Source organism: Bacillus sp. TE9106W (genome assembly GCF_054062215.1).
In genome coordinates this window covers 44,463-66,678 of record NZ_JBSSFA010000004.1, presented here as the reverse complement: position 1 = coordinate 66,678, position 22,216 = coordinate 44,463, and the positions used below count along the sequence as shown (strand labels likewise).

Sequence of the window (22,216 nt, the reverse complement as noted above, 5' to 3'; positions counted from 1 at the left end):
AAAAACAGTTGTTTTATTGGATGAAGAGAAACTTTAAGAAGGTGATAATATGGATCATAAAGAGCATGAAGCAGTAACACATAGATCAGAAAAAGAAAAAGAACAAATTATAAATAGATTAAAGAGAATTGAAGGACAGGTCCGCGGTATTCAAAATATGATTGAAAATGATCGTTATTGCGTGGATATTTTAGTGCAAATTTCAGCGATTAATGCAGCGATGAAAAAAGTAGGAATGGGTGTATTAAAAAACCATACGAGTCATTGTGTTTCAGGTGCAATTAAAGATGGTAATGGTGACGAAGCAATTGAAGAATTAATGACAGTCTTTGAACGTTTTTCAAAAGCGTAAAAACAAGCTAGTATGTAACTGGCTTGTTTTTTTGTTTATCCTTGTATGGGTGTGAAAAAGTGTGTGTAAAATAAACTTTTAGAAAAAAATTGAAAAATCATGACACAAAACCATTGATTACCTTAGGGGGGTATGGTAAGATGAGGTTGTGATTAACAAACAATGAAGAAACAAGAGGAGGATTTTAAATGGAACAGTTAACATTACAAGTTGAAGGTATGTCTTGTGGACATTGTGTAAATGCTATCGAAAGCAGTGTGAAAGAGCTAAACGGTGTTGAACAAGTGAAAGTTCAATTAGCAGAAGGAACTGTTGAAGTTACTATCGACTCGTCAGTTGTAACATTAAAAGATATCGTTGCTGTAATCGAAGATCAAGGATACGATGTTCAATAATTATTTTTAGATATGGAAATAAATCGTACTTTATAGGAAGTACGATTTATTTTGCTAATAATTATACCTCATAAGGGTATATAGAGGTGAGAGACATGAATGAACAAAAAGAGGCCAATCTGCAAATATCAGGAATGACATGTGCGGCATGTGCAAATAGAATTGAAAAAGGTCTGAAAAAAGTAGAAGGTGTTCATGATGCAAATGTAAATTTTGCACTTGAAAAAACGAAAATAATGTATGATCCCCAAAAAACAAATCCGCAACAATTTAAGGAAAAAGTTGAATCGTTAGGATATGGAATTGTAAGTGATAAAGCTGAATTTACTGTTTCAGGAATGACATGCGCAGCATGTGCCAATAGAGTAGAAAAGCGTTTAAATAAGTTAGAAGGTGTGAACGGGGCGACAGTAAATTTCGCTTTGGAATCAGCTACAGTAGATTTTAATCCTGATGAGATTAATGTAAATGAAATGAAAAGTGCAATTACGAAATTAGGATATAAATTGGAAGTAAAATCAGATGAGCAAGATGAATCAACAGATCATCGATTGCAAGAAATTGAACGACAAAAGAAGAAATTTATCATTTCGTTTATTTTATCATTCCCGTTACTTTGGGCGATGGTGAGCCATTTCTCATTTACATCGTTTATTTATTTACCTGATATGCTTATGAACCCTTGGGTGCAGCTAGCTCTTGCAACGCCAGTTCAATTTATCATAGGTGGACAGTTTTATGTTGGGGCTTATAAAGCGTTACGTAATAAAAGTGCTAATATGGATGTTCTCGTGGCACTTGGAACGTCGGCCGCTTATTTTTATAGTGTGTATTTAAGCATTCAATCTATCGGTTCTTCGGAACATATGACAGATTTATATTTTGAAACGAGCGCGGTACTTATTACACTAATTATTTTAGGTAAACTATTTGAAGCAAAAGCAAAGGGACGTTCATCAGAAGCAATTAAAAAGTTGATGGGTTTACAAGCAAAGACAGCTACAGTTGTGCGAGATGGAACAGAAATGAAAATTTTAATCGAAGAAGTAGTAGCAGGTGATATCGTTTATGTAAAGCCTGGTGAAAAAATTCCGGTAGATGGTGAGATTGTAGAAGGAAAGTCAGCAATAGATGAATCAATGTTAACAGGTGAAAGTATTCCAGTTGATAAAACAATTGGGGATGTAGTAATCGGTTCTACAATGAATAAAAATGGATTTTTAAAAGTGAAAGCAACTAAGGTAGGAAGAGATACTGCGTTAGCTCAAATTATTAAAGTAGTAGAAGAGGCCCAAGGTTCAAAAGCTCCTATTCAAAGGGTAGCAGATCAAATTTCAGGTATTTTCGTACCGGTTGTAGTTGTGATTGCTATTATTACATTTGCAGTGTGGATGATATTTGTTACACCAGGTGATTTTGGCGGAGCACTTGAGAAAATGATAGCAGTACTTGTTATCGCTTGTCCATGTGCATTAGGTCTTGCGACACCTACATCTATTATGGCTGGATCAGGAAGATCAGCTGAGTATGGCATTTTATTTAAAGGCGGGGAGCATTTAGAAGCAACGCATCGATTAGATACAGTTATTCTAGATAAAACAGGTACTGTGACAAATGGGAAGCCAGTGTTAACGGATGTAATTGTTGCAGATGGATTTAATGAAGAAGAAATATTACGTTTAGTAGGTGCGGCAGAAAAAAATTCTGAACACCCACTTGCAGAAGCGATTGTAGAAGGAATTAAAGAAAAGAAAATTGATATTCCAAGTTCAGAAACGTTTGAAGCGATTCCTGGATTCGGTATTGAATCAGTCGTAGAAGGGAAACAATTATTAATTGGTACACGCCGATTAATGAAGAAATTCAATATTGATATTGAAGAAGTTTCTAAATCGATGGAAGAGTTAGAACGAGAAGGCAAAACAGCAATGCTTATTGCAATTAATAAAGAATATGCTGGTATAGTGGCTGTTGCAGATACTGTAAAAGATACTTCAAAAGCAGCTATTACAAGGCTTAAGAAAATGGGTCTAGACGTTGTTATGATTACAGGAGATAATACGCAAACTGCTCAGGCAATTGCGGGGCAAGTTGGTATTGAACACGTAATTGCAGAAGTATTACCAGAAGGAAAAGCAGAAGAAGTGAAAAAACTGCAAGCGCAAGGTAAGAAAGTAGCAATGGTTGGAGATGGAATAAATGATGCTCCAGCACTTGCTACGGCGGATATCGGTATGGCAATTGGAACAGGAACGGATGTAGCGATGGAAGCGGCAGATATTACGTTAATCCGTGGTGATTTAAATAGTATTGCTGATGCAATCTTTATGAGTAAAATGACGATAAGAAATATTAAGCAAAATTTATTCTGGGCACTAGCTTATAACGGCTTAGGAATCCCGATTGCAGCGTTCGGTTTCTTAGCACCTTGGGTTGCAGGAGCGGCGATGGCATTTAGTTCTGTATCGGTCGTATTAAATGCATTACGATTGCAAAGAGTGAAGTTAAAATAAGTAAAGGCTTTATTTGCATAAAGGAACACAAGAAACAGCATAATGGTCAGGTTTTTACTAATTATGTAATGAAAAAATAGCCTTCTCGTTTACGAGAAGGCTATTTTTTCATTATTTTACAGCTTCTTTTAGTTCTTTACCAGCTTTGAAAGCAGGTACTTTAGAAGCTGCGATTTGCATTTCTTCACCAGTTTGTGGGTTACGGCCTGTACGAGCAGCTCTTTCGCGAACTTCGAATGTACCGAATCCGATAAGTTGTACTTTTTCACCAGCAGCTAAAGTGTTAGTGATTGATTCTACTACAGTTTGTACAACTACAGTAGCTTCTTTTTGAGAAATCTCAGCATTTTGTGCTACGTTTTTAATTAATTCTGTTTTGTTCATGTTTTTCACCTCATATGTAAATATTGCTATTTAAGTTGTTATTATAACGTATAAAACATTCGAGAACAAGTGTACGTACATATATTCGCAAAAAAAAATAGAATTTGTAATATTTTTCAGGATTGCTGTATAGTCGTTCCATTTAAGCGGATACAGATTTTTTCTTTAATGCAGTTTGTTCTTCTTTGGAAGGCAGTTTCTTTTTATAAGATATAAAATAAGGTAATGCCACAAATAACATACCGCCTACTAAGTTTCCAAAGAAAACAAAAATAAAGTTTGGAAAATAATCAATCCAAGTTAAATGACCGGCAAAAATTGCAGCTGGGATGACAAACATATTGGCTACAACGTGTTGAAATCCAATTGCAACAAAAGTCATAACTGGGAACCAAATACCGATAATCTTTCCGATAAATTCTTTACTTCCCATACTGAGCCAAACAGCTAAACAAACGAGCCAATTACATCCGATTGCAGAAATGAAAGCTTGTAGTGGTGTATCTTGTAGTTTAGCTTGCGCAACAGAAACTGTTTTCGCTAAAAAAGCTCCCTCTGTTAATCCGACGATATGACCGAAAAAATAAGCAACGAATACAGCACCTATGAAGTTGCTAAACGTAACAATAACTAAATTTCGAATGAAGTGAAATAAGTCGATTTTTTTATGAAGCCACGCCATTGAAACGGTCATCATATTACCAGTTACTAACTCACCGCCTGCAAGAATAACGAGTATAAGACCGATAGGGAATACAGCGGCACCTAGAAAACTAGTAAATGATCCCCAAGCCTTTGGAATTGTTCCAATAACATGAATATCGAGTAAATACCCTAATGCTATGAAAGCACCGCCAAAAAAACCGAGAATTAGCATAGGGAGTAGTGATAAATGAGCTTTTTTTCTTCCAGAATTAGCAGCAAGTTCCGTAATTTCTTCTGGTGTAAATACAGACATGAATAATCTCTCCTTAATAAAATGATGAAATAAATAGATGGAACATTTTTAAGAATCTATGTATTATAAAAATATGTTATGACTTCTGTATAAATTTGTCAAAGTGAGCAGGGATGAAATAGGATATAACTAACGTTGTTCGTGTTGTCACATTCATGTAACAATAAGGCTTTAAAGTACGTCTAGAGGTGAGAACATGAATACGAATCATGTAAAAGAAGAACAGAAAAAATCAATTGTCAACATATCTATAATCAGTTTCATAAGTATAGTAATGATTTCTATAAGTTTGTATTTCTATGCGACAGAAATAGAACGAAAACTAGTAACAGTTACGTGGAATGAAATAGAAGCTTCTACAATTCCTAAAGAGTTTCATAATAAAAAAATATTGCAGTTTTCAGATGTGCATTTAGGGCCAGAATTCATACTGAAACAACTAGAAAATTTGGTGGAGAAGATGAATGCGTTACGTCCAGATGTAGTAGTTTTCACAGGGGATTTAATAGATAAGTTTGGATCGTATAAAGCCGAAAGAGAAGAAGCGAAAGGTATTTTACAAAAAATACATGCGCCCTTAGGGAAATATGCAGTGTTTGGGAATCATGATAGAGGCGGGGGAGGTAGTTTATTTTATAAAAAATATATGGAGGAAGCTGGTTTCACTGTGTTAGTAAATGAAGTGCAGAAAATTAAAGCGGAAAACGGCAAGTATATTACAATATCAGGTTTAGATGATTTTTTATTAGGGAAGCCACAAATAGATTCGACTTTAAAACATGTAAGACAAGAAGATTTCAATATGCTATTAGTACATGAGCCGGATGTTGTAGATAAAGTAACTCGTTACCCGGTTGATTTGCAACTGTCAGGACATAGTCACGGAGGACAAGTTCAAATTCCTTTTATAGGTCCGTTAATTACGACAAAACTAGCTGAGAGTCATGTTGAAGGTATGTATGAATTAGAAGGGAAGAACAAGCCATTATATTTATATGTAAATCGAGGGATTGGGACAACCCGAATGCCTGTTAGATTTTGGAGTGTACCTGAACTTTCAGTATTTGTGTTGAAGCAAAATAGTAACTAATGTATTCAATTCCGCATCATCATTCTCAACTTGATATTGATGAATGAGTGATGTTAATCGGTAGTAAATCACTTTTAAATCTCATAGATAGTTATATAAGAGATGGAAAAGAATCTCTTCATCATGTAGAAGTGAAAAAATAATTTGCATAAATAAAAACAACAATAGGTCATATAAAACCTATTGTTGTTTTTATTATTTTTGCAAGGGAATCGCATCGAAATATGTTCTATAATTACTAGAGAATTCAAAGTTGTTTTTTGCATCCCAATTAATAGACCAAGACATTAGACCGCGGAATGCAGGATAGCCACTCTCATTTGAAAGTTTATACTTTCCTCCGAAAGGAATTCCCTTAATGATATAATCTAAAGCTTTTTTCATTTCAGTTGGAGAAATATACCCACCACTTGGAGCAGCCGCTGGTGCTGCAGGAAGTCCAATCATGACTTGATCCGAACGAAGAGCTGGGAACATGTTATTTGCATTACCACCTATAGGAAAACCGTGTAAGAGCATATCTGCCATAGCGACCTCATAGTCTGCAGTACCTTGATTGTAGTTATTACCGTCCATTCCAATGCCACTGCCAGCGTTGTAGTGTTGAACGTGAATGTATGTTAGTTTGTCTTTCACTCCGTAAATAATCGGTAAATATGCACCCCAGATGCTTCCGTATGCGCTATAACCGCCTTGAACATAAGCTGTTTCAGGAGCCATGCTTAATAGAAAATCTGGACCATAATGATCTGAGATTGTTCGAATAGCCGAAATAAGATTTACGATTTGAGGAGTAGTTGGGTTTTTGAAATTAGTGTCATTTCCGTTTAAGTAAATACCTGATTCAAGGTCAATATCTATTCCATCAAAACCGTATTTATCGATTAGAGATTGTATGGAATTAATAAAGCGTTGCTTAGCGGCATTGTCAGGAAGTAAAACGACCCCATTTTGTCCACCGATTGAAAGAACTACTTTTTTTCCTTTACTCTTTAAATAAGAAATATCTGATTTGAACTCTGCATCTGTACCATACACAGGAGAAAATTCAACAGTGGAACGATCACCGCCAGTTTCACCGAAAGATACATTGATTACATCCCATTTTGGTGAAACTTCTCTTAATTTAATAATGCCAGTACCGTTATCAAAGTTATGCCAGTATCCAACGAGTAGTTTTGATCCTAAATTGTTTGCTGCTTGTGCTTGAAAGGGCGCTAGTGGTAGCAGTAAAAAAATGACTAACGTACAACAAATGAATTTGAACTTGTTTAACATATCAACACTCCTATACAAAAAGTTGTCTAGATGTATAATCTTGTTTATTTAATGATATCTGAAAATTCGTTCTTTTGTAAGGTGACTATAATTTTCTCAACAATTGTATATGGAAAATTATTAAACCTAATGTAATAATTTTTATAGGAGCTTGCATTACAATTGTTAAATTCAGAATATTTTGATATATTTTAAAGTGTAGGCCAAGGTTTTTCACATAATACTCTTACATAAAGTTGAACCAATCGGGCATTTACGGGCAGTAGGTTCCCGCCTAACTTCTTTGTTTCGGCTGAATTTTGAGGTGGGGGTCTTACTGCCCGTTAATGCGGGATAAATTTCAAAATTACGTTTGGAAGGGGATGTACAAGAATTGGATAAAAATCTTAAGAAAGACCTCAAAATACGCCACATTACAATGATCTCAATTGGCGGCGTAATAGGAGCTGGTTTGTTTGTTGGAAGTGGGGCAGTTGTGCATTCAGCAGGACCAGGTTCTATCGTTTCATATGCATTAGCAGGACTTCTAGTCGTTTTCGTTATGAGAATGCTTGGGGAAATGGCAGCTATTAACCCGACAAGTGGATCATTTGCAACATATGCAAGAGAAGCAATTGGTCCGTGGGCCGGTTATACAATTGGGTGGCTATATTGGTTTTTCTGGGTAATTGTTATTGCGATAGAAGCCACAGCGGGTGCTGGTATTATTCAGTACTGGATTCCAGAAATCCCGCTTTGGTTATTAAGCTTAATATTAACGATTTTATTAACATTGACGAATGTTTTTTCAGTGAAATCATTTGGAGAGTTTGAATATTGGTTTTCTTTTATTAAAGTAATAAGTATTGTTTTGTTCCTTTGTCTTGGACTAGCTGTTATTTTAGGATTTGTACCAGGAACGGAAGCACCTGGCACTTCGAACTTAGTGGGGCAAGGAGGATTTATGCCAAACGGTATAAGTTCGGTGCTACTTGGAATTACTGTCGTTATATTTTCATTTATGGGATCAGAGATTGTAGCGGTAGCAGCTGGTGAGTCTGCAGAACCTGTAAAAGCAGTAAAAACAGCAACAAATAGTGTAATTTGGCGTATTCTCGTATTTTTCATTGGATCTATCGCTGTAGTTGTTACACTTCTTCCGTGGAATTCAGCAAACATACTAAAAAGTCCGTTTGTAGCGGTTCTGGAACATATAGGGATACCAGCGGCAGCGCAAATTATGAATTTTATCGTTTTAACAGCTGTACTTTCTTGTTTAAATTCTGGTTTATATACGAACTCAAGAATGCTTTTTTCGATGGCAGAAAGAGGAGATGCTCCAAAGGCGTTCTTGAAATTGAACAGTAGTGGTGTTCCAGTTCGGGCCGTTTTATTCGGAACGTTCTTCGCTTATATTGGAGTTGTTTTTAGTTACATATCTCCAGATAAAGTCTTTTTATTTTTAGTGAATGCCTCTGGCGGGATTGCGTTACTCGTTTATCTCGTTATAGCTATTTCGCATTTAAAGATTCGTAAAAAAATGGGAAGGGTAGAACAACAAAATTTGAAAGTGAAAATGTGGTTTTTCCCGTATGTGACGTATGTTACAATTGCAGCTATTATAGCAGTTTTAATTGCGATGCTTGCCATTGAATCTTTACGTTCACAAGCACTTTTGACGATGCTTGTTACTGTTCTTATAATCATTTCTTATTTTATTTTTAATAGAAATAAAAATAGTACAGTGTTGAATACTAAAAGTAAGAATGAGGAATCTGTCCGATTTTAATTTCTTGTTTTCTAAGAAATGCTACATCCAACCATTGGTAGAAAAGAGTAATTACTATTGTCATAGTGAATATAAACTTTTTTCTTGACTTTTTATACGAAGGCGAGCAAAATGATAAAAAAGGAAGGGGGGATGACGATGGAAGAGTACGTATTAGAGCTGTATAACCTGTTATATACGACAGAATGGCAAGATATTGTTTCGTTTCTAGGAATCGTATTTTGCATGAAAATTGTAATTGTATATATGGAAGAGCAAGGTATGTTCTATTCCTTCTCATCCCCGTTCGATATGCAACGCGAGCCGTTGCTAAACTATGCCAAGGTAAATTACGAACAATTTCCTTTTGTAGTTTTCTTTATGATTCGATTTATTACAGCAATTGTAAAGAAAAAGGAAAGTGACGATGAAGAGTGCCACTCAACTTGTAATGTAGCGAATGTTTTTAGCTAAATACAAGGAGGAGATTTATATGTGGTTTCGATTTCTTATGATTGGTTTCTTTTCATTAACAGCAATTTCTTTAATGGGATATCAAGTGTCTGAAATTTTTCAAGCATATAGCGATACATTTTTTAACAAAAACTAATCGCATTGCTATTTGAATAATAAAGCGATAAAATCCTTCTTAAGAAGTTTTATTAAGAAGGATTTTTTCTTTTTCTTATCTTGCTGTGTCAAACTATTGTCACATTTACACTGTGAATAGTATGTTAAAATAGTGAGGTTACGTATACATATTTGAAGGAAGAGGGAGTGACCATTTTGGTGGATCAATCAACAAATCAGAAAAGCTATGCTCCTATTGTGATAACGCTTTCTGTAATTGTAAATGCGATTATTTTATTTTTGTTCTTTGGACCTGTTGGTTATGAAGGAGAAGTACATTTTGATGTAACTATTTTACCAATGTTAAACGCAATTTTTAATAGCTTTACGTTCGTATTCTTATTAGCAGCTTTATACTCTATTATTAAGAAGAACGTGAAAATGCACCGTGGTTTTATCCTAGCAGCATTTACGACGACGTTGCTATTTTGTGTTTCTTATTTATCGTATCATTACTTAGCGCCGGCAACACATTTTGGTGGCGAAGGATTCATTAAATATGTGTATTTCATCATTTTAATTACACATATTATCCTGGCAGCAATTATTGTACCACTTGCATTGTTTGCACTTGTATTTGGTTTTACAAATCAATTAACACGTCATCGTAAAATTGTACGTTGGACGATGCCGATCTGGTTATATGTAAGTTTATCTGGTGTTATTGTTTACTTAATGATCTCACCGTATTACCAATAAAAAATCTCAGCCTGAAGGCTGGGATTTTTTTGTTAGGCAAATATTTTTGTGAAATGAAAAAAATATGGTATACAAAAGTATAGTTGCTTTTCATATAGAAGGGATGGTAAAGGGATATGCAAAATTTTGTATTTCGTAATCCAACGAAACTTATTTTCGGTAAAGGTCAATTAGAACAGTTAAAAACTGAAATTCCACAGTTTGGTAAAAAAGTTCTTCTCGTATACGGGGGAGGCAGCATTAAAAGAAACGGTATTTATGATCATGTAATTTCTATTTTAAAGGAAATAAATGCAGAAGTATTTGAATTGACAGGTGTTGAACCGAATCCACGTGTATCAACTGTAAAGAAAGGGATTCAAATTTGTAAAGAGAATGGTGTTGAATTTATTTTAGCAGTTGGTGGAGGTAGTGTAATCGACTGTACGAAGGCAATTGCAGCTGGTAGTAAGTACGATGGAGATGTGTGGGATATTGTAACGAAAAAAACATTTGCCAGTGAGGCATTACCATTTGGTACTGTGCTTACTCTTGCGGCAACAGGATCTGAAATGAATGCTGGTTCTGTCATTACAAACTGGGAAACGAATGAAAAATATGGCTGGGGTAGCCCTGTTACTTTCCCGCAGTTTTCAATTTTAGATCCGGCCCATACTGCGTCTGTACCGAAAGATCAAACAATTTACGGTATGGTAGATATTATGTCGCACGTATTAGAACAATATTTCCATCATGGAACAAATACAGAATTACAAGATCGTTATTGTGAATCTGTTTTAAAAACAGTCATTGAGACAGCTCCTAAGCTTTTAAGTGATCTAGAAAATTATGAGCATAGAGAAACAATTTTATATTGCGGTACTATGGCGTTAAACGGTATTTTAGCGATGGGGGTAAAAGGGGACTGGGCAACTCATAATATTGAGCATGCAGTTTCTGCGGTTCATGACATACCGCATGGAGGCGGCTTAGCTATTCTATTCCCGAACTGGATGAAGCATGTTGTAGATGAAAATGTAAGTCGTTTTAAACAGTTTGCTATTCGTGTATTCGATATAAAAATAGATGGAAAGACTGATCGAGAAATTGCGTTAGAAGGAATTGAGGCGTTACGTCAATTTTGGACTTCAATTGAGGCACCAGTAACATTATCTGATTACGCTATTGGAGAAAATGAAATTGATGTAATGGCGGATAAAGCGATGGCTTATGGCGAATTTGGTAACTTTAAAAAATTAAATAAAGAAGATGTTTTAAGCATATATAAAGCTTCCTTATAAGTGAATTGAGTAAAGAAACCCATTTGATATCACAATCAAATGGGTCTCTTTTTTGTTGTTTATAATCGTTTGTGATTGTTTTTGGTTATTTATGAATGTTTATGGTTGACTTTTGTGATCGTTTTCATTATACTGTAATCAAAGAAGAGGTGAATAAAATGTTAACTCCTGAACGTCATCAAATGATATTGCAACTTGTAAAAGAGCAGAAGGTTGTTAAATTACAACAATTAGTGGAAAGAACAGAGAGCTCTGAATCAACAATTCGTCGTGATTTAGCGCAATTGGAGAAACAAAGGTTATTAAAAAGAGTTCACGGTGGTGCGGCTGTTTTAACAGGAAAAGGACAGGAGCCGACGATGGTTGAAAAATCATCCAAAAACATTCAAATAAAACAACAAATTGCGAAGTATGCGGCTAGCGTTGTGGAACAAGGTGATTGCATTTATTTAGATGCAGGAAGTACAACATTTGAAATGATTCCATTTTTAATAAATAAAGATGTTACTGTTGTTACGAATGGACTTATGCATATTGAAGCTTTAGTTGAAAATAATATTCGTGCCTATTTACTAGGCGGAATGATGAAGAGTAGGACGAAAGCTTTAATCGGTGCTATGGCACAGGAAAGCATGCAGAAGTATCGTTTTGATAAATGTTTTTTAGGGGCGAATGGTGTACATGAACAACTTGGTTTTACAACTCCAGATCCGGAAGAGGCGCTTTTAAAGCAAATGGCATTAACATTAGCAAATGAAGGATATTTCTTAATTGATGAAAGTAAGTTTTCGGAAGTTGCGTTTGCGAAAATTGCCAATGTTGAAGAGGCGAATATTATTACAAACCATTTAGAAATTGATTTAGAAAAATATAAAAGACAAACCAATGTAATTGAGGCTGATAAACAATGATCTATACAGTAACTTTAAACCCATCTATTGATTATGTAGTACAAGTTAATTCCTTAGAGTTAGGCGCAGTAAATCGAGCAGAAAAAGATATGAAGTTTCCTGGTGGGAAAGGGATTAATGTTTCTCGTGTTCTTCATCGTTTAGGTGTTGAAAATGTAGCGCTAGGATTTACTGGTGGATTTACCGGTCGATTTATTAAAGATGTATTACAGACGGAAGGTGTAATAACAAACTTCATCCAAGTAAATGAAGATACTCGAATTAATGTGAAAATAAAAGGGAAAGAAGAAACAGAATTAAATGGGCAAGGACCTAGTGTAACCAATGAACAATTTGAACAATTAATGAAACAAATTGAAAGTATGCAAAAGGGAGATTGTGTTGTACTAGCTGGAAGTGTACCAGCGTCTATTCCAACTACTTTTTATGAATCAATCGCAGCGTTCGGAGCTGAAAAAGGTATTCGTGTAGTAGTAGATGCGAGCGGAAGTGCCTTGCAGCATGTAGTTAAAAATAAACCATTTTTAATAAAGCCAAATCATCATGAACTTGGTGAGTTATTTGGAGTAGAGATTTCCACAGTAGATGATATTTTACCGTATGGAAGAAAATTAGTTGAACAAGGTGTAGAGCATGTTATCGTATCAATGGCTGGAGATGGAGCTTTATTATTTACGACAGAAGGTATATATGAAGCAACTGTTCCAAAAGGTGTTGTAATTAATTCGGTTGGGGCTGGAGATTCTCTCGTTGCGGGGTTTGTAGGTAAATATGAACAGACAAAAGATATTGAAAAGGCATTTCAATATGGCGTTGCTACAGGAAGTGCAACAGCATTTTCAGCTGATTTATGTGAAAAAGAAAAAGTAGAAGAATTATTGTCGCAAGTAATTGTAACTAAGCGATAGGGGGGAAGCAACGTATGAAAATTACAGATCTATTAAAAAGGGATACAGTTATTATGAATTTGACAGCTTCAAATAAAGAAGCTGTCATAGATGAATTAGTTGAGAAATTAAACGGCGCAAATCGTTTAAATAGTAAAGTGGAATTTAAAGAAGCTATTTTAAAGCGGGAGTCCCAAAGTACAACGGGCATTGGTGAAGGGATTGCGATACCTCATGCGAAAACAAAAGCTGTTAAGCAACCAGCGATTTGTTTTGGTAGAAGTGTAAGCGGTATCAACTATGAATCGCTTGACGGCCAGCCTGCGCATTTATTCTTTATGATTGCTGCGAGTGAAGGGGCGAATAATACGCATTTAGAAACGTTGTCGCGCCTATCTACATTATTAATGGATGAAGGGTTTCGTAAGCAATTATTAGAAGCAAAGGATGAAGAGGAACTTCTTCGTTTATTTGATGAAAAAGAAAATGAAAAAGAAGAAACTGACATTGAAGTTACAAAACCCGAAGGGAATGAACCGTACGTATTAGCAGTTACGGCTTGTCCAACTGGAATCGCTCACACATATATGGCTGCGGATAGTTTGAAAGCAAAAGCAGCAGAGCTAGGAATAGCAATTAAAGTTGAAACGAATGGATCAACAGGTATAAAAAATGGTTTAACGAAAGAGGATATTGAACGTGCAACGGCTATAATTGTTGCGGCAGATAAGCAGGTAGAAATGAACCGTTTTGCTGGGAAGCATGTTATTCAAGTGCCAGTCGCTGATGGGATTAGAAAAACGGAGACGCTTCTTAATCGAGCTGTAAAACAAGATGCACCAATCTTTAAAGGTGCAAAAGAAGATGGAAAGGCAGAAAATGCGGAGAAAGAAAAAGGATTAGGAATTTATAAGCATTTAATGAACGGCGTAAGTAATATGCTTCCATTCGTTGTTGGTGGTGGGATTTTAATTGCGCTAGCGTTTTCGTTTGGTGGTATAAAAGCAGAAGGTCCTTTAGCTGAATTGTTCATGTCTATTGGAGGAGGGGGAACAGGGGCATTTTTATTCCTTGTACCAATTTTAGCAGGATTTATTGCGAGTTCTATTGCTGATCGTCCTGGTTTTATGCCTGGTGTTGTCGGAGGATTTTTAGCGGCACATGCGAATGCTGGCTTTTTAGGTGGATTAATTGCTGGTTTCTTAGCTGGATATGTTGTCTTAGGGCTAAAAAGACTATTTTCAGGATTACCAGTACAGTTAGAAGGTATTAAACCTGTTTTGTTATATCCAGTCTTTGGATTATTGATTACAGGAGTTGTTATGCAAAAAGTAGTAATTCCGCCTGTAGTAGCATTGAATGAAATGTTAACAGGATGGTTAAATGGTTTGAACGGTACAAATGCTATATTACTAGGTCTTATTTTAGGTGCGATGATGGCAATTGATATGGGTGGTCCAATTAATAAAGCAGCATTTACATTTGGTATTGCTGCAATAGAAGCACAGAACTTTGGGGTGCACTCAGCGGTTATGGCTGGTGGTATGGTACCGCCGCTTGCAATTGCATTCGCGACTACATTCTTTAAATCGAAGTTTACAGAAGCGGAACGTAAGTCTGGTTTAACAAATTATATTATGGGAGCATCGTTTATTACAGAAGGTGCGATTCCATTTGCAGCTGCAGATCCGGTTCGAGTAATTGTCAGTTGTGTTGTCGGTTCAAGTATTGCGGGTGCATTATCTATGTTATTCCAAATTACATTACCGGCACCGCATGGTGGATTGTTTGTTATAGCATTAGTAAATAAACCAGTGTTATATATTTTCTCGATATTGATAGGGGCAGTTGTTTCTGCACTTATGATGGGGATTTGGAAAAAGGAAGTTAAATAATACGTGTAAAGGGAGTAGCTTTTATAAGTTGCTCCTTTTTATTACAAAAAAGGAGGTTAATAATTGGAGAATGATGAATTTTGGTAAAAGATGTAATGAAATATGGTTTTTTTGTAACAAAAAAGTAATACTGTAATTTTTTTTGGAAAAAAATTCTGGTGCTTGTATGTGGAAAATATATGAAAACTATTGGGAATTCTATTGGAAATGTAATTCATTAATATGGAAATTTATGTTACAACTCATTAATCGTATATTACGAATGGTTTGTAATTGTGTGTTTTCTAAAAATCTTAAAAATCCGTTGCTATAATGAAAATACGAAAACAAAGCAAATGGAGGCTATTCATGAAAAAATTATTAGGTATAGCAACGGCGGCAGTTTTTGGTCTTGGGATTTTTGCAGGTTCTGCGAAAGCGGAAACGATTGTAACAACAGACGTATTAAATGTTAGAGAAAACCCAACTGTAGAGTCAAAGCTTGTAGGTAAAATGTTAAGTGGAAATAAATTAGATGTTATAAATACAGAAAATGGATGGACAAAAATTAAAGTAAATGGTAAAGAAGCGTTTGTAAGTGCTGAATTTACAAAAAGTACATATTATGTAACGGCGGGCGTGTTAAATGTTCGTGCCGGAGCGAATACTGACTCTGAAATCCTTGGTAAACTAAATAAAGATGATGTAATTGAAACGACCAATCAAGTTCAAAATGAGTGGTTACAATTTGACTACAATGGAAAAGTTGGATATGTTCACGTGCCATTTTTAACAGGGACGGCACCTGTGGTTGAAAAGAAAGAAGTTGTAACGCAAGAAGAAGCGCCGGTAAGAGTGAATGCACCAGTTAAAAATAATAAAGTAGTTAAGAACAAAGAGTCTGTTAAGAATGTGGAATCAAGTAAACCTGTGGCAAAAGCAAAGCCAGCTGTACAGCAGGTTGCAAAATCTAAGGGAACAAGTGCACCTGCTGGTGGACGTGAAATAACAGTAGAAGCGACAGCGTATACAGCGCATCCAAGTGAGAATGGTACGTATGGTGGTCGTGTATTAACTGCAATGGGGCATGATTTGACAGCTAATCCAAATATGAAAGTAATTGCTGTTGATCCTAAAGTAATTCCGCTTGGATCAAAAGTATGGGTAGAAGGATATGGAGAAGCGATTGCTGGAGATACTGGTGGTGCGATTAAAGGAAATCGTATTGATGTTTTAGTTGGCTCAGATGGTAGTGCTAATAGCTGGGGGCGCAAATCTGTAAAAGTGAAAGTTATAGAGTAGTATATATGTATTAATATAAAAGGCGGTTGCTTGAAAGTATGTAAGCAACCGCCTTTTATGGATTATTGAAAAGGATAAATAGTTTTACCTGTAATAATTTTATATGCGCTGCAAAATTGATTTTGTATATACTCTGTATTTTTATTTTCTGTATGTAATGTTGTTTCTTGGAGAGTAGAATGAAAAGAACGTAGCAAACAATTTAAGGCGAAGTACAATTCTTCTTGTGAACAATTTTGTTCTTTTGTAGCAGTAGCTAAAATGAGGTCTTTTGTCAAAGATGAAAAATTGATAGTGGATTGTTTCATAGTTAACTCATCCTCTCGAAGGTATTTTTAATCATGTATATGCGGAATTGGACAAACTATGTTCTTTTTTATTTGTAATTTCATGTACCGTAATGAAAGAACTTGCAAACATGCCGTTAAAATTGGTAAGATTGGATATAATCAATAGATGGAGTACATTACATAAAGAGAGTTGAATGATATGGGAGAAGTGCAACGTGAAAAAGTTGCTGTCATCATTGGACCAACTGCTGTTGGGAAGACGAAGTTAAGTATTGATCTTGCTAAAGCGTTGAACGGTGAAATTATAAGTGGAGATTCCATGCAGATTTATCGTACGATGGATATTGGAACTGCAAAGGTGACGAAAGAAGAGATGGATGGAATTCCACATTATATGGTCGATATAAAAAATCCGGAAGAATCATTTTCAGTTGCCGAGTTTCAAGAACGTGTTCGTAAGCATATTCGAGAGATTACAGAGCGTGGTAAATTACCAATTATCGTTGGTGGAACTGGTCTGTATATACAGTCTGTTTTATTCGATTATCAGTTTACGGATGATGCTGGTGATGCTATATACCGAGAACAAATGGAAAAGTTAGCATTAGAACGTGGTGTGGAATATGTATATAAGAAATTACAAGAAGTAGACCCAGAAAGCGCTGAGCGTATTCATGCAAATAATGTGCGTCGTGTCATTAGAGCGTTAGAAATTTTTCACACGTCGGGTGAAAAAATGAGTGATCAACTTGAAAAACAAGAAAACGAGTTATTATACGATGTTTCCTTAATTGGCTTGACAATGGATCGTGAAATGCTATACGATCGCATTAACTTACGAGTTGATATAATGATGGACCAAGGTTTATTAGAAGAAGTAGAAGGATTGTATAATAGAGGGATACGAGATTGTCAATCTATTCAAGCGATTGGGTATAAAGAGATATATGATTATTTTGAGGATCGTGTCTCTTTAGAAGAAGCGGTATCACAATTAAAGACGAATTCACGTCGTTATGCAAAACGTCAATTAACGTGGTTCCGTAATAAGATGGATGTCACATGGTTTGATGTTACAGACGGTGAAAAAACGTCAGAAATTTTACGATACATAGAAGGAAAGCTACAACTAAAGTCGAATAATAGTAAGTAGAGAAAAAGAGGAGGATTCGACATGAAGCAATCAATCAATATTCAAGATCAGTTTTTAAATCAACTCCGTAAAGAGAATACGTTTGTTACGCTGTACTTATTAAATGGTTTCCAGCTTCGTGGATTAATTAAAGGATTTGATAATTTTACAGTCCTACTGGAAACAGAAGGTAAGCAACAGCTTATTTATAAACATGCAATTTCTACATTCGTACCACAAAAAAATGTTTCAATTGAATTAGAGTAGTAATGAATTATTGTACATAACAAAAAAAGAGCGAGTTTCTCGCTCTTTTTTTATTTGTTATAAAAAATAAATAGTGAAATTTAAGCGATTCTAAATACAGTTAGACGAATATTAGTGTTTCCTGTTGCAGGGATCGTAATCTCATTAAGAGTGGATTGGACAGAAATGTTCGCGCCGGCAGTTAACGTTTCGATCGTAGTGAATGAAAGTGAGTCGCCTATTAGATTTGAAGAGAAGTTGTCAGTTGCGACTGCTCCATTTATTGAAATTCCTACTCCGAGTGGTGCACATCCTGGTGCAGTTGTAGAGATGGATACGCTAATGACATAAATACCACCGTTGATAACAGTAACTGTATCTGTGCCGTTGAAGATAATGTTGTTTACGTTAATTGCAGTATTAAAAATGAAGTTGTTAAATTGGAGTACTGTTTGTTGAATGTTGTTTGTTACAACAATTGTTGCTACAGGGAAGCTAGGTCCAGAAGGCCCAGTAGGTCCGGTAACTCCTATACCAGTAGCACCCGTTGGCCCTTGAACACCTTGAGGTCCAGTAGCGCCGGTAGCACCAGCCGGTCCTTGAGCACCTTGAGGTCCAGTAGCGCCGGTAGCACCAGCCGGTCCTTGAGCACCTTGAGGTCCAGTGGCACCAGTAGCACCAGAAGGCCCTTGAATACCTTGAGGTCCAGTAGCACCTGTATTACCTTGAGGTCCCTGAGGTCCAGTAGGTCCAGGAGGCCCACCAGAAGGCCCAGTAGGTCCGGTAACTCCTATACCAGTAGCACCCATTGGTCCTTGAACACCTTGAGGTCCAGTGGCACCAGTAGCACCCGCCGGTCCTTGAGCACCCTGAGGTCCAGTAGCACCCGCTGGTCCTTGAGCGCCTTGAGGTCCAGTAGCGCCAGTAGCACCCGTGTTACCTTGAACACCTTGAGGTCCGGTAGCGCCAGTAGCACCCGCCGGTCCTTGAGCACCCTGAGGTCCAGTAGCGCCAGTAGTACCTGCTGGCCCTTGAATACCTTGAGGTCCAGTGGCACCAGTAGCGCCAGTAGCACCAGCCGGTCCTTGAATACCTTGAGGTCCAGTGGCACCAGTAGCACCAGTAGCACCTGCTGGTCCTTGAGCACCTTGAGGTCCAGTAGCACCGGTAGCGCCTGCTGGTCCTTGAACGCCTTGAGGTCCAGTAGCACCGGTAGCACCTGCTGGTCCTTGAGGTCCAGTAGCGCCAGTAGTACCTGCTGGCCCTTGAATACCTTGAGGTCCAGTGGCACCAGTAGCACCAGTAGCACCTGCTGGTCCTTGAGCACCTTGAGGTCCAGTAGCACCGGTAGCGCCTGCTGGTCCTTGAACGCCTTGAGGTCCAGTAGCACCGGTAGCACCTGCTGGTCCTTGAGGTCCAGTAGCGCCAGTAGTACCTGCTGGCCCTTGAATACCTTGAGGTCCAGTGGCACCAGTAGCACCAGTAGCACCTGCTGGTCCTTGAGCACCTTGAGGTCCAGTAGCACCGGTAGCGCCTGCTGGTCCTTGAACGCCTTGAGGTCCAGTAGCGCCTGCTGGTCCTTGAACGCCTTGAGGTCCAGTAGCACCTGCTGGTCCTTGAGCACCTTGAGGTCCAGTAGCGCCAGTAGCACCTGCTGGTCCTTGAACACCTTGAGGTCCAGTAGCACCGGTAGCACCCGCCGGCCCTTGAATACCTTGAGGTCCAGTAGCACCTGCTGGTCCTTGAATACCTTGAGGTCCAGTGGCACCAGTAGCACCAGCAGGTCCTTGAGCACCTTGAGGGCCAGTAGCACCGGTAGCGCCCGTGTTACCTTGAACACCTTGAGGTCCAGTGGCACCAGTAGCACCTGCTGGTCCTTGAATACCTTGAGGTCCAGTGGCACCAGTAGCACCTGCTGGTCCTTGAGCACCCTGAGGGCCAGTAGCACCGGTAGCGCCTGCTGGTCCTTGAACACCTTGAGGTCCAGTGGCACCAGTAGCACCCGTGTTACCTTGAACACCCTGAGGTCCAGTGGCACCAGTAGCACCTGCTGGTCCTTGAACACCTTGAGGTCCAGTAGCGCCCGTGTTACCTTGAGCACCCTGAGGTCCAGTGGCACCAGTAGCGCCCGTGTTACCTTGAACGCCTTGAGGTCCAGTAGCACCTGCTGGTCCTTGAATACCTTGAGGTCCAGTGGCACCAGTAGCACCAGCAGGTCCTTGAGCACCCTGAGGGCCAGTAGCACCGGTAGCGCCCGTGTTACCTTGAACACCTTGAGGTCCAGTGGCACCAGTAGCACCTGCTGGTCCTTGAATACCTTGAGGTCCAGTGGCACCAGTAGCACCTGCTGGTCCTTGAGCACCCTGAGGGCCAGTAGCACCGGTAGCGCCTGCTGGTCCTTGAACACCTTGAGGTCCAGTGGCACCAGTAGCACCCGTGTTACCTTGAACACCCTGAGGTCCAGTGGCACCAGTAGCACCTGCTGGTCCTTGAACACCTTGAGGTCCAGTAGCGCCCGTGTTACCTTGAGCACCCTGAGGTCCAGTGGCACCAGTAGCGCCCGTGTTACCTTGAACGCCTTGAGGTCCAGTAGCACCCGTGTTACCTTGAGCGCCTTGAGGTCCAGTGGCACCAGTAGCACCTGCTGGTCCTTGAACACCTTGAGGTCCAGTAGCGCCAGTAGTACCTGCTGGCCCTTGAATACCTTGAGGTCCAGTGGCACCAGTAGCACCAGTAGCACCTGCTGGTCCTTGAGCACCTTGAGGTCCAGTGGCACCGGTAGCACCTGCTGGTCCTTGAGCACCTTGAGGTCCAGTGGCACCGGTAGCACCTGCTGGCCCTTGAACACCTTGAGGTCCAGTAGCACCGGTAGCACCTGCTGGTCCTTGAACACCTTGAGGTCCAGTAGCACCGGTAGCACCTGCTGGTCCTTGAACACCTTGAGGTCCAGTAGCGCCCGTGTTACCTTGAACACCTTGAGGTCCAGTGGCACCAGTAGCACCCGTGTTACCTTGAACACCCTGAGGTCCAGTAGCGCCCGTGTTACCTTGAGCACCCTGAGGTCCAGTGGCACCAGTAGCACCCGTGTTACCTTGAACACCCTGAGGTCCAGTGGCACCAGTAGCACCAGCTGGTCCTTGAACACCTTGAGGTCCAGTAGCGCCCGTGTTACCTTGAGCACCCTGAGGTCCAGTGGCACCAGTAGCACCAGCTGGTCCTTGAACACCTTGAGGTCCAGTAGCGCCCGTGTTACCTTGAGCACCCTGAGGTCCAGTGGCACCAGTAGCACCAGCCGGCCCTTGAGCACCTTGAGGTCCAGTGGCACCAGTAGCGCCCGTGTTACCTTGAACGCCTTGAGGTCCAGTAGCACCCGTGTTACCTTGAGCACCCTGAGGTCCAGTGGCACCAGTAGCACCCGTGTTACCTTGAGCACCCTGAGGTCCAGTGGCGCCAGTAGCACCCGTGTTACCTTGAGCACCCTGAGGTCCAGTGGCACCAGTAGCACCCGTGTTACCTTGAGCACCTTGAGGTCCAGTGGCACCAGTAGCACCCGTGTTACCTTGAGCACCCTGAGGTCCAGTGGCACCAGTAGCGCCCGTGTTACCTTGAGCACCTTGAGGTCCAGTGGCACCAGTAGCACCGGTGTTACCTTGAGCACCTTGAGGTCCAGTGGCGCCGGTAGCACCAGCTGGCCCAGTAGGTCCAGTAGGTCCTTGAATGAATGAAGCAGAATTAACTAAAGCGGTTTGTAATGCTGCTATTAATTTAAGAAGCTCTTGAAGTGTGCAAGGGTCAATTCGGAATAGTTTTGTAATGGATAGTAAATAATTAATTAGATTTTGAAGCTCGATAAATACAGCACTTGCTACGAAAGTTGGGTTTTTTAATATAGTTATTAAGTTTTTAATAATAGCTAATCCTTGTGCTTTCAGGGAGGAAGCAGCGTCTAGTGAACAAATAAATTTACTTAGTAGGTTCAATGTATCGATTAGATCTTCAATATTTTGGGGAGATGGATTTGCGAAAAGTTTTGGGATTATTTTTGTTAAATCAATAATGATTGCGCGAAATGTTCTAAGTTGTGCCTTAGTAACTGGGATTGATGGAGTATTCGGGATTCGTCCAGCGCTACTTGGAAAGCATGGTTTGGAGAATTTGTTTTGACTGTCGTCATAACGAGACATTAAATCTCTCCTTTCTAATGAGAATGTGAATGAAACTCATCATAGTAGATGCAAAAATTAGTTA

19 protein-coding genes and 1 pseudogene are annotated in these 22,216 nt (G+C 38.9%); 15 read left to right on the top strand and 5 right to left on the bottom strand.

Features of this window, described 5'->3' with window-relative positions; genetic code table 11:
• Positions 1-49: 49 nt before the first annotated feature.
• The 4 genes and pseudogenes from ACVWY7_RS09345 to ACVWY7_RS09330 form a co-directional block, all read left to right on the top strand.
• Entirely contained in the window at positions 50-352 is a 303-nt protein-coding gene (locus ACVWY7_RS09345) for a metal-sensing transcriptional repressor (RefSeq protein WP_000349636.1), read from the top strand.
• Positions 353-540: 188 nt separating this feature from the next.
• Positions 541-747: a copper chaperone CopZ gene (gene copZ / locus ACVWY7_RS09340; RefSeq protein WP_000436976.1), complete on the top strand. Its 207-nt coding sequence runs from the start codon at positions 541-543 to the stop codon at positions 745-747.
• 95 nt (positions 748-842) lie between these two features.
• A complete protein-coding gene (locus tag ACVWY7_RS09335; RefSeq protein ID WP_001005305.1) occupies positions 843-3,260 on the top strand; it encodes a heavy metal translocating P-type ATPase in 2,418 nt (805 codons plus the stop codon).
• Positions 3,260-3,340, top strand: a pseudogene (locus ACVWY7_RS09330) (GNAT family N-acetyltransferase); the annotation flags it as partial. The gene ACVWY7_RS09335 and the pseudogene ACVWY7_RS09330, both read left to right, overlap by 1 nt.
• 31 nt (positions 3,341-3,371) lie before the next feature.
• Here the strand turns inward: ACVWY7_RS09330 and ACVWY7_RS09325 are convergent.
• Positions 3,372-3,644, bottom strand: a complete 273-nt coding sequence (locus ACVWY7_RS09325; protein ID WP_001043904.1) for an HU family DNA-binding protein — start codon at positions 3,642-3,644, stop codon at positions 3,372-3,374.
• 142 nt (positions 3,645-3,786) lie between these two features.
• Positions 3,787-4,602 (bottom strand): formate/nitrite transporter family protein, encoded by an 816-nt coding sequence (locus ACVWY7_RS09320; RefSeq protein WP_000110518.1) that lies wholly within the window; start codon positions 4,600-4,602, stop codon positions 3,787-3,789.
• 196 nt (positions 4,603-4,798) lie between these two features.
• Between ACVWY7_RS09320 and ACVWY7_RS09315 the strand changes: the two genes are divergently transcribed.
• Positions 4,799-5,692: a metallophosphoesterase gene (locus tag ACVWY7_RS09315; RefSeq protein WP_144507592.1), complete on the top strand. Its 894-nt coding sequence runs from the start codon at positions 4,799-4,801 to the stop codon at positions 5,690-5,692.
• A gap of 195 nt (positions 5,693-5,887) precedes the next feature.
• On the opposite strand, the gene ACVWY7_RS09310 is transcribed toward ACVWY7_RS09315, so the two are convergent.
• On the bottom strand, positions 5,888-6,970 hold the full coding sequence (locus ACVWY7_RS09310) for a chitinase (RefSeq protein WP_000932463.1): 1,083 nt from the start codon (positions 6,968-6,970) through the stop codon (positions 5,888-5,890).
• A 373-nt stretch (positions 6,971-7,343) separates the two neighbouring features.
• Between ACVWY7_RS09310 and gabP the strand changes: the two genes are divergently transcribed.
• The 8 genes from gabP to entD all read left to right on the top strand — a co-directional run bounded on the left by gabP (position 7,344) and on the right by entD (position 16,300).
• Complete coding sequence (gene gabP, locus ACVWY7_RS09305; protein ID WP_000360123.1) at positions 7,344-8,738, top strand: GABA permease; 1,395 nt, start codon at positions 7,344-7,346, stop codon at positions 8,736-8,738.
• Positions 8,739-8,849: 111 nt separating this feature from the next.
• Complete coding sequence (locus tag ACVWY7_RS09300; RefSeq protein WP_001989514.1) at positions 8,850-9,191, top strand: hypothetical protein; 342 nt, start codon at positions 8,850-8,852, stop codon at positions 9,189-9,191.
• Positions 9,192-9,503: 312 nt separating this feature from the next.
• Positions 9,504-10,046, top strand: a complete 543-nt coding sequence (locus tag ACVWY7_RS09295; RefSeq protein WP_000228316.1) for a DUF420 domain-containing protein — start codon at positions 9,504-9,506, stop codon at positions 10,044-10,046.
• A 116-nt stretch (positions 10,047-10,162) separates the two neighbouring features.
• Positions 10,163-11,326, top strand: a complete 1,164-nt coding sequence (locus tag ACVWY7_RS09290; RefSeq protein ID WP_001179073.1) for an iron-containing alcohol dehydrogenase — start codon at positions 10,163-10,165, stop codon at positions 11,324-11,326.
• 158 nt (positions 11,327-11,484) lie between these two features.
• Positions 11,485-12,237, top strand: coding sequence for a DeoR/GlpR family DNA-binding transcription regulator (locus ACVWY7_RS09285; protein WP_000957281.1), 753 nt, complete (start codon positions 11,485-11,487; stop codon positions 12,235-12,237).
• The gene (pfkB, locus tag ACVWY7_RS09280) at positions 12,234-13,145 is read left to right on the top strand and encodes a 1-phosphofructokinase (protein WP_000640852.1); all 912 of its coding nucleotides are present in this window, start codon (positions 12,234-12,236) and stop codon (positions 13,143-13,145) included. The genes ACVWY7_RS09285 and pfkB overlap by 4 nt, the downstream gene beginning before the upstream one ends.
• 14 nt (positions 13,146-13,159) lie before the next feature.
• Positions 13,160-15,019, top strand: a complete 1,860-nt coding sequence (locus tag ACVWY7_RS09275) for a PTS fructose transporter subunit IIABC (protein ID WP_456523762.1) — start codon at positions 13,160-13,162, stop codon at positions 15,017-15,019.
• A gap of 348 nt (positions 15,020-15,367) precedes the next feature.
• Positions 15,368-16,300, top strand: a complete 933-nt coding sequence (entD, locus tag ACVWY7_RS09270; protein ID WP_000734623.1) for a cell wall-binding protein EntD — start codon at positions 15,368-15,370, stop codon at positions 16,298-16,300.
• 62 nt (positions 16,301-16,362) lie between these two features.
• Here the strand turns inward: entD and ACVWY7_RS09265 are convergent, their stop codons facing one another.
• Positions 16,363-16,608, bottom strand: a complete 246-nt coding sequence (locus ACVWY7_RS09265) for a hypothetical protein (RefSeq protein ID WP_000814422.1) — start codon at positions 16,606-16,608, stop codon at positions 16,363-16,365.
• Positions 16,609-16,789: 181 nt separating this feature from the next.
• Between ACVWY7_RS09265 and miaA the strand changes: the two genes are divergently transcribed.
• Together miaA and hfq are read left to right on the top strand one after the other, a co-directional pair.
• The gene (gene miaA, locus ACVWY7_RS09260) at positions 16,790-17,743 is read left to right on the top strand and encodes a tRNA (adenosine(37)-N6)-dimethylallyltransferase MiaA (protein WP_000504944.1); all 954 of its coding nucleotides are present in this window, start codon (positions 16,790-16,792) and stop codon (positions 17,741-17,743) included.
• 21 nt (positions 17,744-17,764) lie between these two features.
• The gene (gene hfq / locus ACVWY7_RS09255; RefSeq protein ID WP_000813896.1) at positions 17,765-17,989 is read left to right on the top strand and encodes an RNA chaperone Hfq; all 225 of its coding nucleotides are present in this window, start codon (positions 17,765-17,767) and stop codon (positions 17,987-17,989) included.
• A gap of 80 nt (positions 17,990-18,069) precedes the next feature.
• On the opposite strand, the gene ACVWY7_RS09250 is transcribed toward hfq, so the two are convergent.
• Positions 18,070-22,152, bottom strand: a complete 4,083-nt coding sequence (locus tag ACVWY7_RS09250; protein ID WP_456523761.1) for a Gly-Xaa-Xaa repeat protein — start codon at positions 22,150-22,152, stop codon at positions 18,070-18,072.
• Positions 22,153-22,216: the final 64 nt, after the last annotated feature.

Bases quoted from the DNA above. Each gene is read 5' to 3' on its own strand.
- entD (WP_000734623.1), top strand. From the start codon at position 15,368: ATGAAAAAATTATTAGGTATAGCAACGGCGGCAGTTTTTGGTCTTGGG.
- ACVWY7_RS09325 (WP_001043904.1), bottom strand. From the start codon at position 3,644: ATGAACAAAACAGAATTAATTAAAAACGTAGCACAAAATGCTGAGATT.
- ACVWY7_RS09320 (WP_000110518.1), bottom strand. From the start codon at position 4,602: ATGTCTGTATTTACACCAGAAGAAATTACGGAACTTGCTGCTAATTCT.
- ACVWY7_RS09265 (WP_000814422.1), bottom strand. From the start codon at position 16,608: ATGAAACAATCCACTATCAATTTTTCATCTTTGACAAAAGACCTCATT.
- ACVWY7_RS09315 (WP_144507592.1), top strand. From the start codon at position 4,799: ATGAATACGAATCATGTAAAAGAAGAACAGAAAAAATCAATTGTCAAC.
- ACVWY7_RS09285 (WP_000957281.1), top strand. From the start codon at position 11,485: ATGTTAACTCCTGAACGTCATCAAATGATATTGCAACTTGTAAAAGAG.
- ACVWY7_RS09275 (WP_456523762.1), top strand. From the start codon at position 13,160: ATGAAAATTACAGATCTATTAAAAAGGGATACAGTTATTATGAATTTG.
- ACVWY7_RS09290 (WP_001179073.1), top strand. From the start codon at position 10,163: ATGCAAAATTTTGTATTTCGTAATCCAACGAAACTTATTTTCGGTAAA.
- miaA (WP_000504944.1), top strand. From the start codon at position 16,790: ATGGGAGAAGTGCAACGTGAAAAAGTTGCTGTCATCATTGGACCAACT.
- hfq (WP_000813896.1), top strand. From the start codon at position 17,765: ATGAAGCAATCAATCAATATTCAAGATCAGTTTTTAAATCAACTCCGT.
- ACVWY7_RS09300 (WP_001989514.1), top strand. From the start codon at position 8,850: ATGATAAAAAAGGAAGGGGGGATGACGATGGAAGAGTACGTATTAGAG.
- copZ (WP_000436976.1), top strand. From the start codon at position 541: ATGGAACAGTTAACATTACAAGTTGAAGGTATGTCTTGTGGACATTGT.
- pfkB (WP_000640852.1), top strand. From the start codon at position 12,234: ATGATCTATACAGTAACTTTAAACCCATCTATTGATTATGTAGTACAA.
- ACVWY7_RS09335 (WP_001005305.1), top strand. From the start codon at position 843: ATGAATGAACAAAAAGAGGCCAATCTGCAAATATCAGGAATGACATGT.
- ACVWY7_RS09250 (WP_456523761.1), bottom strand. From the start codon at position 22,152: ATGTCTCGTTATGACGACAGTCAAAACAAATTCTCCAAACCATGCTTT.
- ACVWY7_RS09345 (WP_000349636.1), top strand. From the start codon at position 50: ATGGATCATAAAGAGCATGAAGCAGTAACACATAGATCAGAAAAAGAA.
- ACVWY7_RS09310 (WP_000932463.1), bottom strand. From the start codon at position 6,970: ATGTTAAACAAGTTCAAATTCATTTGTTGTACGTTAGTCATTTTTTTA.